8 protein-coding genes and 1 pseudogene are annotated in these 15,293 nt (G+C 69.4%); 2 read left to right on the top strand and 7 right to left on the bottom strand.

Features of this window, described 5'->3' with window-relative positions:
- From ACTOWY_RS37685 to ACTOWY_RS37695, 3 genes and pseudogenes are all read right to left on the bottom strand, one after another.
- Nucleotides 1-1,623 carry a hypothetical protein gene (locus tag ACTOWY_RS37685; RefSeq protein ID WP_441314366.1) on the bottom strand — a complete coding sequence of 541 codons (1,623 nt, stop codon included), beginning with the start codon at nucleotides 1,621-1,623 and terminating at the stop codon, nucleotides 1-3.
- Nucleotides 1,616-2,219: pseudogene (locus tag ACTOWY_RS37690) on the bottom strand (IS607 family transposase). Before ACTOWY_RS37690 ends, ACTOWY_RS37685 begins: the two are co-directional and overlap by 8 nt.
- 15 nt (nucleotides 2,220-2,234) lie before the next feature.
- Nucleotides 2,235-5,081, bottom strand: coding sequence for a helix-turn-helix transcriptional regulator (locus tag ACTOWY_RS37695; protein WP_441314367.1), 2,847 nt, complete (start codon nucleotides 5,079-5,081; stop codon nucleotides 2,235-2,237).
- Between the two features lie 479 nt (nucleotides 5,082-5,560).
- On the opposite strand from ACTOWY_RS37695, the gene ACTOWY_RS37700 reads away from it, so the two are divergent.
- Nucleotides 5,561-6,523 carry a tetratricopeptide repeat protein gene (locus tag ACTOWY_RS37700; protein ID WP_441314368.1) on the top strand — a complete coding sequence of 321 codons (963 nt, stop codon included), beginning with the start codon at nucleotides 5,561-5,563 and terminating at the stop codon, nucleotides 6,521-6,523.
- A gap of 13 nt (nucleotides 6,524-6,536) precedes the next feature.
- Here ACTOWY_RS37700 and ACTOWY_RS37705 read toward each other — a convergent pair whose 3' ends face one another.
- The 3 genes from ACTOWY_RS37705 to ACTOWY_RS37715 all read right to left on the bottom strand — a co-directional run bounded on the left by ACTOWY_RS37705 (nucleotide 6,537) and on the right by ACTOWY_RS37715 (nucleotide 8,874).
- Nucleotides 6,537-6,980 (bottom strand): hypothetical protein, encoded by a 444-nt coding sequence (locus ACTOWY_RS37705; RefSeq protein WP_441314369.1) that lies wholly within the window; start codon nucleotides 6,978-6,980, stop codon nucleotides 6,537-6,539.
- Between the two features lie 552 nt (nucleotides 6,981-7,532).
- The gene (locus ACTOWY_RS37710; protein WP_441314370.1) at nucleotides 7,533-8,081 is read right to left on the bottom strand and encodes an isochorismatase family cysteine hydrolase; all 549 of its coding nucleotides are present in this window, start codon (nucleotides 8,079-8,081) and stop codon (nucleotides 7,533-7,535) included.
- Between the two features lie 64 nt (nucleotides 8,082-8,145).
- Nucleotides 8,146-8,874, bottom strand: a complete 729-nt coding sequence (locus tag ACTOWY_RS37715; RefSeq protein ID WP_441314371.1) for a hypothetical protein — start codon at nucleotides 8,872-8,874, stop codon at nucleotides 8,146-8,148.
- Between the two features lie 50 nt (nucleotides 8,875-8,924).
- On the opposite strand from ACTOWY_RS37715, the gene ACTOWY_RS37720 reads away from it, so the two are divergent.
- A complete protein-coding gene (locus tag ACTOWY_RS37720; RefSeq protein ID WP_441314372.1) occupies nucleotides 8,925-9,062 on the top strand; it encodes a hypothetical protein in 138 nt (45 codons plus the stop codon).
- A gap of 408 nt (nucleotides 9,063-9,470) precedes the next feature.
- Here ACTOWY_RS37720 and ACTOWY_RS37725 read toward each other — a convergent pair whose 3' ends face one another.
- Entirely contained in the window at nucleotides 9,471-15,272 is a 5,802-nt protein-coding gene (locus ACTOWY_RS37725) for an RHS repeat domain-containing protein (protein ID WP_441314373.1), read from the bottom strand.
- Nucleotides 15,273-15,293 lie beyond the last annotated feature (21 nt).

Genomic DNA, 15,293 nt, shown 5'->3' on the forward strand with positions numbered 1-15,293 from the left:
CTAATCAGTGAACATTAGTTGCACTGGCACGCCCCGAACGGTGTTGGGCATGCTCGGTTCCCGCGTTCTCGTCGTTCCCGCTCGGGCACGCGCATCCTGTGCGCGCTCCGTGGCGAGTGGGCGGGTTCCGTCACGCCCGCAGACACCACGATCGGCCTGGACGCTCCGATGCCCGGCACCATCGCTCTGGTGGTGCCGGGGCGGTGTCGTCCGTCGCCGGATCGGGTGTCCGAGAGCGCGTCGTCCGATCGCGATGCTCGCAGCATCGTGCCGGGTGGTGGCGCGACGGGGCGTGCACAATGGTTTCTGCCAGTGTTGCGCGCCCCACTGGGAGGTGTAGGCCGGGTCGACGGCCATAATCGCGAGACCGGTCTCAGCGGCCATGGAGACGAGCCGGTCGCGGAGTTTGCCGGTGGGCATGCCAGAGATCAACTGCCGGAAGCGTTTCTTCCGGCCGTGCTTCTCGCGGGTTTTCTCCGCTGTGAAGTCCAGGTTCTCGATCCCGATGGCAGCCACGCCGCAGCTCTTGGCCCAGTGCAGCAGGCCGGTGATGGCGTGCCGGATCTGCGCGTCGCGGTGATCAGCCGACCCGGACAGGTCGTAGCAGAACCGGCGCGGGTCACCGACCGGGTTACCGTGCACATCGAGCCGATAGGCCGCGAGGTGGTCTGCGTTGAAGTCCACGCCCACCATGCCCGCCGCGCGAGCCGTCTCCAGCGGGATGGTCTGGACAACCGGCCGCTGCCAGGAGGCGGTCACGTACCAGCGGCCCCGGTCCACGTCGTAGTGGATGCGGTAGGCGACCGCCTGGTTCGCCTCGATGCGGTCGCGCCATTGCGTGCCGCGGTGCGCGAACGCGATGCGGGCGGCCAGGACATACCGGCCATGCTTGGCATTGGCGAGATGGGTGAGTGGGGCCGGGAGCTTGATCGACACTTCGCCATCCGGGGTGACGCGGATGGTCTCGTTGCCGTACCGCTTCCCGGACTCGCCGTCGGCCTGGAGAAACCAGCGGGCCGCGTCCCAGCGTTCCCGCCACTCTGGCTTTGTGAGCTGTGCGGCATCCAGGTTGTGCCGGGTGTTCAGCAGGCGCCGGCCACCGCGCACGACATGCACGGCCCCGGCCTCCCGCTCAGCGCGGGCCACGTCGAGCCGGTGTTTCAGAATGTGCAGGCGGCGGGACTTGGCGAACCACTCGTGGTGGGACCGGTAGCCGCCCGGTGTCCGCTTGGTGCCCTTCTGGCCGATCGGCTGGGACAGTCGGTGCGTGAGCGTGCGCACACCGGCCTCAAGCCGTTGGATGTGCGCGAGCTGGCCACGGCGGGCCAGCGCCCACTGATCGTGCGTGGCCTTCGTAATCGACCCGGCCCACCGGGAGGACGACTTGGCGGTCAGGCCCTGCTTGCGGGCCGCCCACGTGCCCGCGGAGTGGCCGAGCCCGTCACGGCACCGCTGGGCCAGATCACCGGATGCCAAACGGCCCAGGTGGTCACCGAAGAGCTGGAGAACCTTGTTGTCCTCGGCCGTGAGGTGCTTGAGCCGGTCGCGGATCGCCACACCGCACGGCCCGAGGGCGACGAACGGCGCGTCGATGGCGCGGAGTTGCTTCGGCTGCTCAGTCACCGGCAGCCGCTGCTTTTAGGGCCTTGCGAGCCCTGTTCTTCGCCGAGCGGCGACCGCACAGGCGGGCGCAGAACGAGGTCAGCACCTCCACCATGTCGCGCACCAGGTCGTCGTCGACTTCGCCTTCCTCCAGCACTACCAGGCGGCGGCCGGTCACGGACAGGGCGGCCTCGACCAGCTCGACGTTCATCCGGCCGAGCCGGTCCTTGTGCTCGACCACCACAGTGGTCACGTTCGGGTCGGCCAGCAGACGCCGGGCCTTCATACGGCCACCGTTCATCCCGGAGGCGATCTCGGACTCGACACGGACGACCTTGTGACCGGCTTTGGCGGCCCATGCCGACAAACGGGCCGTCTGGCGTTCCAGATCGGCCTTCTGATCATGCGAGGAGACACGGGCGTCCAGACCCACCCCGCCCGTTGCCAACGGTGATGAATGCGCGTCGATGTTCACCAGGATCGTGCGTGGCCCGACCCGCTCAGCGGGGACCGGAAGCCGTGCCCTCACGGAACCAGCGGTATGCGGTATGCGGGTGAACACCGTTCGCTATCGCCCATTCCTTGAGGTTCGCGAAGTGAACATAACGCCTACTCAGAGGCTGTAATGCACACTAGAATTGACTCAATCCCGACCAGGTCCCGACCCCGCGGTGCAGGTGCGCGACCAGCGCGGAGCGGCGTGGCACGCCGAGCTTGCGGTAGACCCTGGCCAGGTGGGTCTCCACGGTGCGTTCGGAGAGGAACAGCCGGGTGGCGATGGCCTTGTTGGTCAGCCCCTCCCCCGCCAGCGCGGCGACCTCGGACTCCCGCCGGGTCAGATCGCCGGGCGCGCTGTGCGCGGGTCCGGGGCCTGCCGGGACGCGGCGCAGGCCGAGGCGGCGCTGCTGCCGGGTGGTCTCCTTGAGCAGCAGGTCCGCGCCCGCGCCGGTGAACAGGGCGGCGGCCCGGTCGAGTTCGATCAGCGCGCGCTCCCGGTTGCCCGCCTCGGCCCAGCCCGCTCCGGCGAGCAACCGCGCCCGCCCGTTCTGCACCAGGTCGCCCGCGGTGTGGAAGCTGCGGGCGGCGGTGACCGCGGTGTGCGCGGCGGTCCGGCCGTCGGCCTCGGCGAGCTGCATCCTGGCGCGGGCCAGTAGCGCGAATCCCCAGCCACGCGGCCGGTTCTGCTCGGCGGTGGACTCGGCGCGCCCGGCCCAGTCGCGGGCTTCGCTGAGCGCGCCGCGGGCCAGCGCGGCCTCGGTCAGCGTCTCGTAGTGCTCGGGCCGGTAGGCGTGCAGCAGGCCGGGCAGTTCCGGTCCGCCGAGGGCCTGGACCTCGGCGCGGAAGTCGGCGGCTTCGCCAAGGGCGAGGCGGGCGGCGGTGCGGCGGAACAGCACCCAGGCGCCGAGCTGGAAATCGCTGTCGTAGACATCCGGGTGCACCTCGGCCGCCTCGGCGCGGGCCGCTTCGACGCCGCCGCGCCAGCGCGCGATGGTCAGCGACTCGGTCAGCCCGATCAGGTAGGGCGGCAGCGCGCCGACCAGCCGGGCCGCCTCGATCGCGTCCCGCACCGTGGTCGCGGCTTCCGGCAGCCTGCCCAGCGCGGACAGCGACACCGCGCGCGGGGTGAGGAACTCGCAGATCAGCAGGTGCTGGTGGCGTTGCCGGGCCAGGTGCAGGCCGCGGTCGAGGTGGCGCACCGCGTCGGCGTGCCGGTCGTGCGTCTGCTCGGCCATGGCCACCCACATCAGCGTGTTCCACAGCGGCAGCACCTGGGCGTCCGGGAGTGTGTCCAGTGCGGTGGCGGCCATGTCCAGGTTGGCCCTGGCCTCCGCGCCGCCGTCGGGCGGGGCGAAGAGCACGGCCATCGCGCGGGCGGCGATCTGCAGTGACGGGTCGCGGCACCAGATCGCGGCGGCCCAGCCGAGCCGGGTGGCGGCCAGCGCGGATTGGTAGCCGCCGCGGCGGAACTCGATCAGGCCTCTGGTCAGCCACAGCACCGCACCGGCCGCGGTGTCGGTCATCGGGGCCCGGTCCAGTTCGCGGCGGACCAGGATTTCGGAGTCGGCGAGCTGGCCGCGCCAGCGGTGCAGCAGGGCGCAGCGGCCGACCGCGGTCTGTCGCAGGTCGTCGTCGCCGGGGGTGCGGGCCAGGATGTCGTGCAGGACGCTCAGCGCCTCCTCCACGTTGCCGGTCAGCGCGATGCTGGTGGCATAGCCCAGTTGCAGCCGCAGCCGGGGCAGGCCGGCGTTCTCGGGGGTGAGCCGGAGGGCGGCGCGGTGCAGGCCGGCGGCGGCGGCCGGGGCGTGCAGTTGCAGGTTCTCCGCGGCGCGGGTGAGCACCTCGATGGCCGAGACGTCGCCGATCTCGCCGCAGCGGGCCAGGTGCGGGGCGAGCTGGGTGGCCGGGGCGCCGCGGGCGCGCAGCAGGTCGGCGACCCTGCGGTGCGCGGTGGACTGCCAGAGCGGGCTGGCCGACTCGTACACCGCGGCCCGCAGCAGCGGGTGCCGGAAGGTGACCACCCGCTCGGGACCGTTGGCGCGCAACAGGTCTGCCGCGATCAGCTGCTGCGCGGCGGCGAGGGTCTCGGCCAGGCCGAGGCCGGCGGCCGCGGCGACCAGGTCCGGCTCGATCGGTTCGCCGATCACCGCGGCGGCCTTGGCGACCAGGCGGACCTGTTCGGGCAGCCGGGTGAATTCGGCCAGCAGCGCGGTTTTCGCCGGTGCCGGGACCGCTTCGGCGAGCTGGTGCGGGTGCAGGGCCGAGGCCGGGGCGCGGGCCAGCGCTTCCAGGTAGAGCGGGTTGCCGCCGCTGGCCTGGTGCAGGGCGGCGGCGCGCAGTCCGCCGACACCGGGTCCGAGCAGCCGCCGGGCCTCGGCCAGTTCGAGGGGGCCCAGCTCGATCCGGCGGGAGCTGCCAGCCGGGACCGCGCGGGTGAGCACCGCGGCCACCGCGCTGGGCAGTTGCCGTGGCCGGTAGGCGGCGATGAGCAGCACCGGCGCGCGTGGCGGCTGGCGGAGCAGCTGGGCGAGCAGTTCGGCCGAGGCCGGGTCGCACCAGTGCACGTCGTCGAGTACCAGCACCAGGCCGCGGTGCTCGGCGAGCAGTTCCAGGGCCCTGATCACCGCGCGGTGCAGCACGAACCGTTCGGCGTCCAGGTCGAACCGGTCGGTGTCGCGGCCTGCGCAGGCGGGGAAGACCGCGGCCAGCCGGGTGCGCAGGGCGACGGGCAGCACGTGGTCGGCCAGCAGCGGGTCGAGGGCCTCGACGAACATGCCGAAGGCCGGGCGCGGCTCGAACTCCACGCCGCGGCCCCAGCCGAGCAGCCGCCGCCCGGTCGCCTCGCGCAACTCCTCCAGCAACCGGGTCTTGCCCAGGCCGGGTTCGCCCACCACCTCGGCCACGGTCAGCCCGCCCGCGGCCGGTTGGCCGAGCAGCCGGGTCAGCTGCCGCAGCTGGGTCTCCCGGCCCACCAATGGCATCCTGCTCCCCCTTGCCAGTGCATCCCCCATGGGCGACGTTGCCAGTCCGGTTCACCGCGGGGCAACTCGACGATCACGTGCACAGACAACTGGATCGCGGATCGGCGCCAATCCTGCCTGACCGCTCGGGCAGCCACCGTGCCCTTCGGGGCAACGGGGTCCGGCCATCCGGGTGAACATCGACGTTCACCTCAACGGAGCAGTCCTGGCGTATTTCCGGCCCAGCGCGGCGTTCAGGCAGCCACTACGGCCAGTCACAGTCCACAGTGGACATACGTGTGGACGGTGCAGGGCGATGCTTGCTTGCCGCACAACACATCCAGCCACCAGCGGATTCACCCTCGCGGTGGTCATCGGTCGGATCATCCTGTCCGGGGGTATCCGCGCCGGTTCCGGACGAGATCAGTTCGCAATGAGCCTGTTGCCGCAACGCGGCGGGTTTGGCCGGATGCCCGCGCTAGACATGATGGGATGTGGGGGTGGATCTGGACGAGGTGCGAACCGACGGCCGGACGCCCGCCGAGCGAAGGGGACTCGCAGAGGCTTTGGGGCGAGCCGGGCATCCGGGTGCGGCCGCCTCCGCGCTGCGCGGACTGGTGACCGAGTTCATCGACCGGCTCGGCCCGGTGCACCGGGAGACGCTGGTGACCCGCGATCTGCTGGCCCGCTGGACCGGCGAGTCCGGTGATCCGCTGACCGCGGCCGCCGCCTTCGACGATCTGCTGCCGCTGCAACGCGCCGCCTTCGGCCCGGAGCACCCGCGCACCCTGCGCACCTGGCACAGCCTGGCCTACTGGACCGGTGAGGCGGGCGATCCCGACCGCGCGGTCGAGCTGTCCAGGGAGTTGCTGCCGATGCGCAGGCAGGTGCTCGGCCCGGCCGAGCCGGAAACCCTGCGCACCCAGCACTGCCTGGCGCACTGGACCGGCGAGGCGGGCGCCGTGCTGGCCGCGGTGGCGATGCTGCGTGCGCTGCTGCCGCTGCGCACCGCCACCCTGGGCCCGGAACACCTGGACACCCACACCACCGCGCACGAACTCGCCCTGCGCCGCGGCGAGGCAGGCGACCCCGGGTCCGCGGTCGACCGACTACGGGAGATCCGCACCCTGCGCCGCGACACGTTGGGCCCGGACGACCCGCACACCCTGAGCACCTGGCACGCCCTGGCCCGCTGCACCGGCCTGTCCGGCCAGCCGGCCAAGGCCGTGACCATGCTCGCCGACCTACTCGACCACCGCCGCCAGTCCCAGGGCCCCACCCATCCCCGCACCCTGCTGACCTGGCACGAACTGGCGGTGTGGGAGCTGGCGGCCGGTCTGCTCGCCGCGGCCAGGGAACGGCTGCGCGGCCTGTTGCCGGTGCGGGAGCGGGTGCTCGGGGCGGCACACCGGCACACCAGGGCGACCGCGCGGTTGCTCGCGGAGACCGGCGCGGGGAGCTGAGGCGCCGCGCTGCTCAGTCGTGGTGCTGCCCCGGCCGCACCGCCTGCACCGGCCGGGCCAGCAGTCCGGCCACCGCCAGCCGCACACCGTCGGCCGGGTCTCCCGCGAACATCTCGAACCGGCCAGCCGCGGGCCCGACCGGCGTCACCACGATGAACAACTCGACCGGCCAGGCAGGCACCGGGACGTCCTCGCGACGCAGCCGGCTCACCTCGACATCGGCACAGCGGATGACGAAAAACTCCGCACCCGCTGCCAGCGCGAGTTCACCAAGGCCGGCGGCGGCGCGGGCCTGACTGCGGCCGGTGAAGACGTCCACCTCGGGCCAGGGACCGGCGTCCGGCGGCAGCCGCCACACCTGGGTGCCGTTGAAGTCCGGTGGTCCGGCCGGGATGCCCAGCACCGGATGTGCTCCGGTGTCGGCGGGCTCTTGGCACGGTTCGGCGATGCTGGTCATCCGCGTCTCCCTCACGGCCGGGTGCGGCGTGCTGTGACCACTCCGATGAAAGCCGAGTTGGCGCAATCGTTGTGGCCACGGGCGGAAATGTGTCCAGATGCCCCTCGGGACGCGCCCGATCCGACCCACCCGGGCTCAGCCGGTGTCGTCCTCGGAATACAACGGCCGATCCTTGGTACGCCGCCAGTGGACCACACTGCCCACGATCAGCGCCCAGAGCGGGATGCTCCACAACCAGCCAAGCAACGGTTTTCTCGCCTCCCACCGTCGAGCCCGGCAGGCTCCGCGCGCGAAAAGGCCGGTCAGCCCCGCCGGACCAACGCAGGCTAATGGGATTACGCGGTCACCCGACAGGGCACCATCGGGTGAAACTCACGGTTGGCAATTTGCCAATAGCAGCCAGGCGGTCATCGGCTCCCGGCAGGCGAGCGCCCATTCCCACTGCTACTCAGGTACTTGGCCCGGCTGCTCAGGTAACTACGTCGAGTTTGCCCAAGTCGTACGCATGGTTGGCACAACTGGGCGTACCACTTTGGCCAAGTCGACGGCGGCTCACCCGGGTCGGAACACGACATCCGCCGCCGCGCGCAGGCTCAGCGTTCCGCCGGGGTGGATAGCGGCGCTGAGGATCCGGTTGTGCCGGTCGATGATCTGCTCGGCGGTCAGCCCCGCCACCGGGTCCCCGTCCGCCGCGGGCGCGTGCCCGTCGCTGACCAGCAGCACGTCCAGGCCATGACTCAGCGCGGACCGCGCGGTCGCGTCCACGCAGTAGTCGGTGGCCACCCCGGTCAGCACCAGGGTGTCCACCTCCCGCGCGGCGAGAAACTCCGCGAGATCGCTGCGGTAGAAGGAATCCGTCGCGGTCTTGGGCAGCACCACGTCGGTCGGTTCCAGCCCGAGCCGCGCGCTGAGCCGGGTGCCAGGAGATCCGGGATCGAACATGGATCCACTGGGCCCGAACTGCTGGACCGCGATCACCGGCACGCCGTGCTGCCGGGCGTCCCGCGCCAGCGCGGCGATCCGGCCGGCCAGCTCCACGCCTTGCCAGACCAGGGGGATCAGGACTTCCTGCATGTCGACGATCACCAACGCGGCCTTCATACCGGCACAGCCTATCCGGGCCGGGGCAGGCCCGGCGGTCTCCCGATTGACGGGGCCAGTGCGCTCAGGGCAGCAGAGCGGTCAGCGGCAGGTTGTCGATCTCCGACGCCCGCCGGGACAGGTACAGCTCGGCGTGGTGATAGCCGGTGTCCTCCTTGCCCGCCACCGCGATCCCGCGTTCGGTGCGGATGTCCCGGACCGAGCTGGCCTCGCCGGCGGAGGCGAATCGGCGCTGCGGGAAGGTACGCGTGGTCAGCCGTTCGATCACCAGGCCGAACTCGGCCAGGGTGTCCGCGATCGGCTGGTACGGGACGCCGCGCGACACGAAGGCGGCCACCCAGGGCGGGCGAGACAGTCGAGAACCCGTCGGAAGGTCGCCCGCGAGATGTACCCGACGCCACCGGTGAGGGCGATCAGGCTCGTGCCCGCCACCGCGGCACGCGGCGCGGGGCTCGGGTCCGCGAGTTCCAGGCTTTCGCCGAACCCCCTGTGCAGCAAGCCCGTCCGCCGCGCGTAGCTGATCGCCGATTCGGACATGTCGATCCCGATCACCGGCGGGGGCGTTGTGGCGCTTGCGGCTGGCGAAGAACTGACTGTCCGGCACCGCGGACTCAGCCGAGGTCCCGGCGTAGTGGTCGTACAGCTCGGCCAGGGTCAGCTCGTGGCCGAGCAGGGCGGCGTTGATGCCGTAGGAACAGCACAGGTCGATCACCGGACCGCCGCCGCTGGAGACCGCCAGGGTGCGGAAGATTCCCTGTGCGTGGTGCGGAATCTGGTAGTCCAGCGGGCGCAACGCCGCGAAGTAGGCACGCGGATCGCGGCCGATTGGCTACAACTAGCCTCATGCTCACCCGCTTCGCGACGCCGCGATTCACCGCCGATCACCTCTGGGTCCGGGTGGACGGCACCACCGGCCTCGCCCGGGTCGGCCTCACCGCGTTCCTCGCCGAGCGACTGACCGAGCGCCGGGAGGCCGGGTGACTGGAGCGGCTGGAGGTCGCCGATGTGCGGAACACATGACCCGGCGAGACCTCGGGCGGCCAGGGTCAGCGGGTGGCGGTGGCCGGAGAAGGCAAGTGGGAAGGAAGGTGTCCCGGCTCCAGGTTCCAGTAGCCGGCAGGCTGGGCTCCTGGCTGGCACGCAGTGCGGCGCCGAGGGCGTGGTGCAGTTCGGTCAGCAGCTCCAGCGCGGCCGGAAAGACAGTGGAGTCAGTTCTCACGCTGGACCTGAAACCGTTGGCGCACACCACGAATCCTGAGTTACTGCCAACACGGCCGTGGGTGGTGCCGCGGATGAGGGGGAACGTCCGGCGGTTCCGCTTTGTATCCAAGCAGATGCGGGGGCGGGGGGCGAAACCGTGACCGATTCCACCCCCCGCGCCATTACCAGCTAGTTACCCAACCATTCCGCAATGTTCTGACAGTATCGACAAGTGAACGCGTTCGTCGAGATGAGCCGTTTACTTCGCGAGTGCTCGGTGCCGATGTACCCTCGAACAGGGGTACCGACTCCCACGGCGAAGCTTAACGCACTCACCCCTTCGCCATCCCATCCCACCTCGATCTCACCCGGCCCCACGCCGCCATTGACAAAATAGCCAGTATTGTTGTCCTGCTTTTCGATATCGCCCCTGATCCACTTTGGCCCAATGCTCGCACTCACGGCAGGGACGTTCGCCAGACCCCCCTTGACGGTGCCAATCACACCTAAACCCTTGTCATCGACCGCAACGCAACCTTCTAGGCCCGCGGTCCCGTATCTACCGGAAATACCGCCACCACAGAGGGCCATTGTCGTATCGCGTGGCCGGAAGCAGACCAGCACCAGCGCAGGATTAATCAGACAGTTGGCAAGCTTGCCTGCCTCGCCAAGCCTTTCCCCAAATTTCCGCATGCTGGCGTCAAAAGCCTCGTCCTCTTTACGCTCGCGTTCCGCCTCCTGACGGTCCTTCGCTATCTTATTCGCCTTCGTCATGACCTGCGCACAGGGTCCGAAGGGCACCGCCCACTCATCGCCAGTACAGTGCATATTGAGCTCATCGACCAGCTCGGGTACTTGAATCCGCAAATTCTCTAACACCCCAGGGGCCAGCGGCGGCACAGTGGAATTGTACTCTTTCCAGTAATCCGAGGAAGACTTCTTCTGTTTCTTAGCAGCAGGGGAAGGAGTCCTGACATGATTGTCCGGGTTGAAAGCGGAAGATGTGCCCTCCGTCCAGCTGTAGAAGTTGCAGCTGTCGCAGTATGCCCCCGTGGGATCGCTGAAGGTGACCGGGTTGTTGGCGCTGTAGGTGTAGGCGTGCAGCAGCTGGGAATTGGCCAAGTCCAGCACCGGGTCCACCGAGAGGAACCGCCCCGTATCCGGGTCGTACTGCCGCACCCCGAGCGTGACGAACCCGGCCGAGGTGTCCTCGGTGCCGCCGACGAACCCCTTGTCGCCGGGCAGGTCGACCTGCGGTCCGCGCGGACCGCCAAAGGGCAGTTGCCTGCGCCGGTCGGCCTTGAGGGTCGTGGCGTCCACGGCGACGTTCATCGTGCCCTGGTGGTCGGTGGCCAGTCTGGTCAGCTGTCCACCGGTCCGCACGGCCACGACCTGGCCGTGCCCGTAGTACCGAGTCCCGGTCAACGCTCCAGTGGCCTTGTCGACCCGGACTTCCTGACCGCTCAACGTGATCGTCACCGAGGAAGGATCGTCGCGGACGATGCGTTCCCCGCCGGCCCCGTAGACGAACGAGGTGACCTTGTTCCCTTCGGTGACCTTGGTGAGTTTGCCTTCGGCGTCCCAGTCCAGCTTCTGCTCAGCACCGGAAGCCGTCTTGCGCGCGATGGTGTTGCCGACCTTGTCGTAGCCGGGTTCGTCGATGGCCACGGCGGCGCCGGGCTTGGCGAGGGCGGCACGATTCAGTTTGTGCCCGGTGTAGCCGTAGGTGCGGGTCGTCTCGCCGGTGGCCGCGTGCTGGGTGTCGCTGAGCCGGTTGCCCGACTTGTCATAGCTGAACGACTGGTAGTAGGGAGCGGGTCCGGCCAGTTTGTCGGCGGCCGGGTTGGTCGCGCAGCCGGTCGCGGTGGCCGGGGTCCATGCCTTGCTGAGCCTGCGCAGGTGGTCGTAGCGGAAGCACTGGTGATCGGCGCTCTGCCCGGCCACGTCGTCCGCGATGGACGTCAGGTTGCCCGCCGGGTCCTGGGTGTAGCGGACGTCGGCCTGGATGGGCTTGGTCGTCTCGGTGTCCACCACGGTCCGCTTCGGCCGCCGGGTGTCCGGGTCGTAGACGGAGGTGATCCAGGTGCGGCCACCGGCCGTGCCCATGGTGAGCAACTCGGGTTCGCCGAGCTTCGTGTACGTCGTGTCGGACACGTATTTCGCGGGTCCGTTCTGGTCACCGCCTTCCGTCTCCTTCATGCGGCCGAACTCGTCGTAGTGGTGCGTGACCGTTTCCGCGGCGAGCGAGCCCGGCGCGCCAGCACGACCAATCGCGGGCAGGCCCGTGCTCTTCACGCTGCCATCCGGGTTGTACTTGAACGTGGTCAGATACGAAGCGGAATGCCCTGCCTGCGTTGGCGGGATCGTCTGGGTGATCCCGGCGGGGCGACCGGCCGAGTCGTAGCTGACCGTCTTCGGGTAGGCGGCGGCGCCGACCCAGCGCGTGGTCGTTTCCGGCAGTCCCAGGCCGAATTTGGCCGTGTCGTACTTCCACTCGGTGAGCGGGATCTCCTTGCCGTCCTTGAGTTGCTTGACGGTCTTCTTCCTACCGAGTTCGTCGTAGCCGAACGTCAGCACGTCGCCGTTGGCGTCGGTGCTCTTCACCATCTGGCCGGCATCGTCATACTCCATGACCTGCCTGCCCTTGTCGGGATCCTCCGCGACGATCAGCCGGCCCCTCAGGTCGTACTCGCGCTTCCAGTACTCACGCTTCCCGACGTTGCCCGCCGGGCCCCTGACTTCGCCGATCTCGCCGTTGGGGCGGTAGCTGTACGTCGTGGAGTCAAACGAGCCGTCCGGCGCCAGCGTGCGCCGTTCGACGACCTGGCCACGCGCGTCGCTGATGGTCACGGTCGGCGTGCCGCCCGGCGGCGGAGTGACCTCGACCCGGTCACCGCCGTACTTCGTGGTCGTACGCCACGAGGATCCCGGTGACGTGAAGACCTCCGCCACCGCGCGGCCGGCGCCGTCGTACTCGGTGACGGTCCGCGGGCGTGGAGCGTCGTCGTTGGCCGCCTTCCACAACATGTCGTCGATGGGTTTGTCGTTGAAGAACGGCATGCTCTGCTCGAGGACCCGGCCGTGCGAGTCGTACCGGGTGTCGGTCAGCAGCCGCCCGCCGTCGGTCGGCGTCTGGGTCTGCCGAGGCCGCAGCTGACCGTCGTAGATCACCTTCGACTCCACGTAGGTGCCGCGCGGGCCGAGTGTCGCTGTGGTCACCACGTTCGGTGCGGTCTGTGAGGTCACATAGCCGTACTTCACGTTCCCATCAGAGGTGGCCCGGTCGCGGCCGGGTCGCCAGACCTCCGTCGTGCGACCGAGCGCGTCGAAAGCCGCTTCCGTGACGCGGCCGTTCGGGTCGACGGACTTCACCACCTGGCCGTTGCCGATGTTCATCGTCGCCGTGGTGACGAACCCCTTGGCGTTGGTCACCTTCGTGCCGGTGACCGGGCCACCGAGGGCCGGAGTGAATTCGCTTTTGGTGACGTGGCCGAGCGTATCGGCGACCTCGAGCGCCCTGCCATGCGCATCCAGCCGCCTGGCCGTGGACACGGTCACATAGACCGGACCTGACGCCGGACGTTCCTTCAGTTCCTGCACGGTGAGGGCGTTGCCGGAACCGTCGTAGGTGGTCAACGTGTCACCCAGCACGTACTTCGCCACCGGAATGAGCATCTTGCACTCGGGTACGACGAACCGCTCGACCCGCGAGGGCAGTTCCATCAGCCATTTCGCGGTGTCACGAACGTAGGTGGTCTTCGTGCACCGGTCGTCGGTCGCGTCACCAGGCACGCCGTAGTCGTGCGCCTCGACCACCATGCCGGTCGGATCGGCTTCGTCGTAGAGGTTCCGCGCACGGATCTCCTGCTGCCCACCGGCCGCGAGCGTGGTGAAGGCCCGGGTGCCGCCGGGGCGGACCAGGCGCGCGTGGTAAACCCCGCGCTTCGCGGTCGGCTCCGCGCGCACGTAGGAGTCGGTGATCGTCTTGCTGACCACCGCGGTCGTGTCGCCGAGATAGGTGATCGCCTCCCGGGCCTGGCCCTGCAACCAGTTCTCGTCGGGCACCGATCCGCCTTCGGAGTCGGTCACGTGCACCACGCGGGTGGTGCCGTCCTTGAGCTTGTCCCCGTGCATGCCGCGGTGGAAGGTCTGGGTGGACTTCGTCCGGCTCTTCGGGGCGTCGGAGACGTTGCCGGTGCGGACCTCCACCTGCTTGAAGCCGCGGAAGGAGTTCCAGGTCTTGTCCTTGTCCTCGACGAACTCCGTCTCGTCGTAATGCCATGCGGCGCCGCCGAGGTAGGCGTAGTCGGTCTGGGTGGTCAGCTCGCTGCCGATCCAGTCCGTCGTGGTCACCGACGCCACCACGTACTTGTGGAAGAAGTCCGTGCGCTCCTTGGAGTACGGCGCCGCCCACTTCGCCGGGAAACAACGCAGTGTGTTCAGGTCAGGCCTGTTCTTGTCCGGCATGGACTGGCCCGGCACACAGTCGGGATCGGCGTAACGCACCGAGGTCACCGCACCCGTTTCGGACACGATGGCCCCGATCCGGAACCGGATCAGCGCGGAATGCCCGTCGCCCTGCTCGACGACCCGGTTGGCCTTGCGCAGCCCCTCGAAGCGGACCTCTGGCTGCTTGATCTCGCCCCCGTCGTGCCCGGTGTGCGTGATGCCGGCCAGCCACAGCGCGGGCTTGCCCTTGCCGTCGTCGTTGGGATAGGGGAACTCGTGCCGGAGTTTCCACGAGTCCACGGCACGCCAGCGCTCTCCCCTGACCTCGGTGCGGATGGTGTCCAGCCGCTTGGTCGTCCAGAACGACGGCGACCAGGTGTCCTTGCAGGTCCCGCCATCGCATTTCAGCTTGAGCGGGACGTCCGGGAAATTGGCGGGGTGCTTGGCCGGGTCACAGTCCGATCCTGGCACGCAGCGTTCCGCCACCTCGAAGATCACTCGGCCGGCGCCTTGCAGTGTCCGGTCGTCGCGCAGGCCGTACTCGATGCTCTTCAGCCAGCCACCGCGCACGTACGAACGCGCCGAGGTGTTCTTGTTGAACCCGTAGTGGTTCGACTCGGTGCCGTAGTTGTAGAGCATCACGTCACCGTTGCGGTTGACCACCTTGTCGAGGTTCCAGCGATAGCCCTGCTCGCACGCTGAGCCCGGGTAGTCGTTGGGCCGGTGGCACGGCTCGCCCGCGTCGTCACCGACGACCGGGACCGTCCAGGTCGCCGCGGAGTCGGTGCGCACGCCGAACCAGTACTGCGTGCCGTCCGTGGTCGTGATCCGCCAATGCTCCCCATCCCTGGCGCCGTTCTTGTGCTGGTTGTTGAAGATTCGCTCGACCCTGGAACCGTTGTCGTGCTTCGGCCGCCACACTCCGGTCTGGTCGTCCCGGATCAGCATGGTGTTCATGCCGTTGAGCGACAGGACCGCGTTGTCGCTCTTCCAGCACAGGTCGCCCGGGTTGTCCTCGGGACGGCCGGGCAGGTCGGTCTGGCAGCCGCCGTAGACCCGCTCCACGGCACCGGACCACAGGTTCCACCCGTCGCCCACCCAGGACGCCTGGTTGTTGCTGGCACTGGTCAACCCGTCGACCGCACCCGAGGAATACGACAGCGCCAGCGAGGGCTGGCCACCGGGAGACGGCGGTACCCGCAGCGGATAGGACCAGGAGAAGTCACCACCCTGCCCGGAGACCTCCCACTTTCCGGACTGCTCCAGCGGAGTCGCCCCGTAGCCGCCCTCACCCGGCTTGCTGTCCGGCTCTCCGGTCTGGTTGCCGCGGCGAGCCGAGTTGGCCGCGTCGTCCTTCTTGGTGTCCCGGTTTCCCTGACCGACCGCGCGCACCGCTGTCGGTTCGACCTCGGCCGGCTTGACCGAAGGCTCCGTGGCCACCTCCGGTGCCGCGGCCGCCGTCGTCGTGACGAGGAGCGAGGCGCCCAGCATGACCACGACCGCGAAGGCGGTCCGCCGTTTCAGCGCGTTGAACCTTGACAAGTGCTTTCTCCTTGGAGGATA

Source organism: Crossiella sp. CA198, from assembly GCF_052078295.1.
Lineage (GTDB): Bacteria > Actinomycetota > Actinomycetes > Mycobacteriales > Pseudonocardiaceae > Crossiella.

What these genes read in the sequence shown, in the direction of transcription:
- ACTOWY_RS37710 (WP_441314370.1), bottom strand. Translation starts at nt 8,081, where the DNA reads ATGAAGGCCGCGTTGGTGATCGTCGACATGCAGGAAGTCCTGATCCCC.
- ACTOWY_RS37720 (WP_441314372.1), top strand. Translation starts at nt 8,925, where the DNA reads ATGCTCACCCGCTTCGCGACGCCGCGATTCACCGCCGATCACCTCTGG.
- ACTOWY_RS37695 (WP_441314367.1), bottom strand. Translation starts at nt 5,081, where the DNA reads ATGCCATTGGTGGGCCGGGAGACCCAGCTGCGGCAGCTGACCCGGCTG.
- ACTOWY_RS37705 (WP_441314369.1), bottom strand. Translation starts at nt 6,980, where the DNA reads ATGACCAGCATCGCCGAACCGTGCCAAGAGCCCGCCGACACCGGAGCA.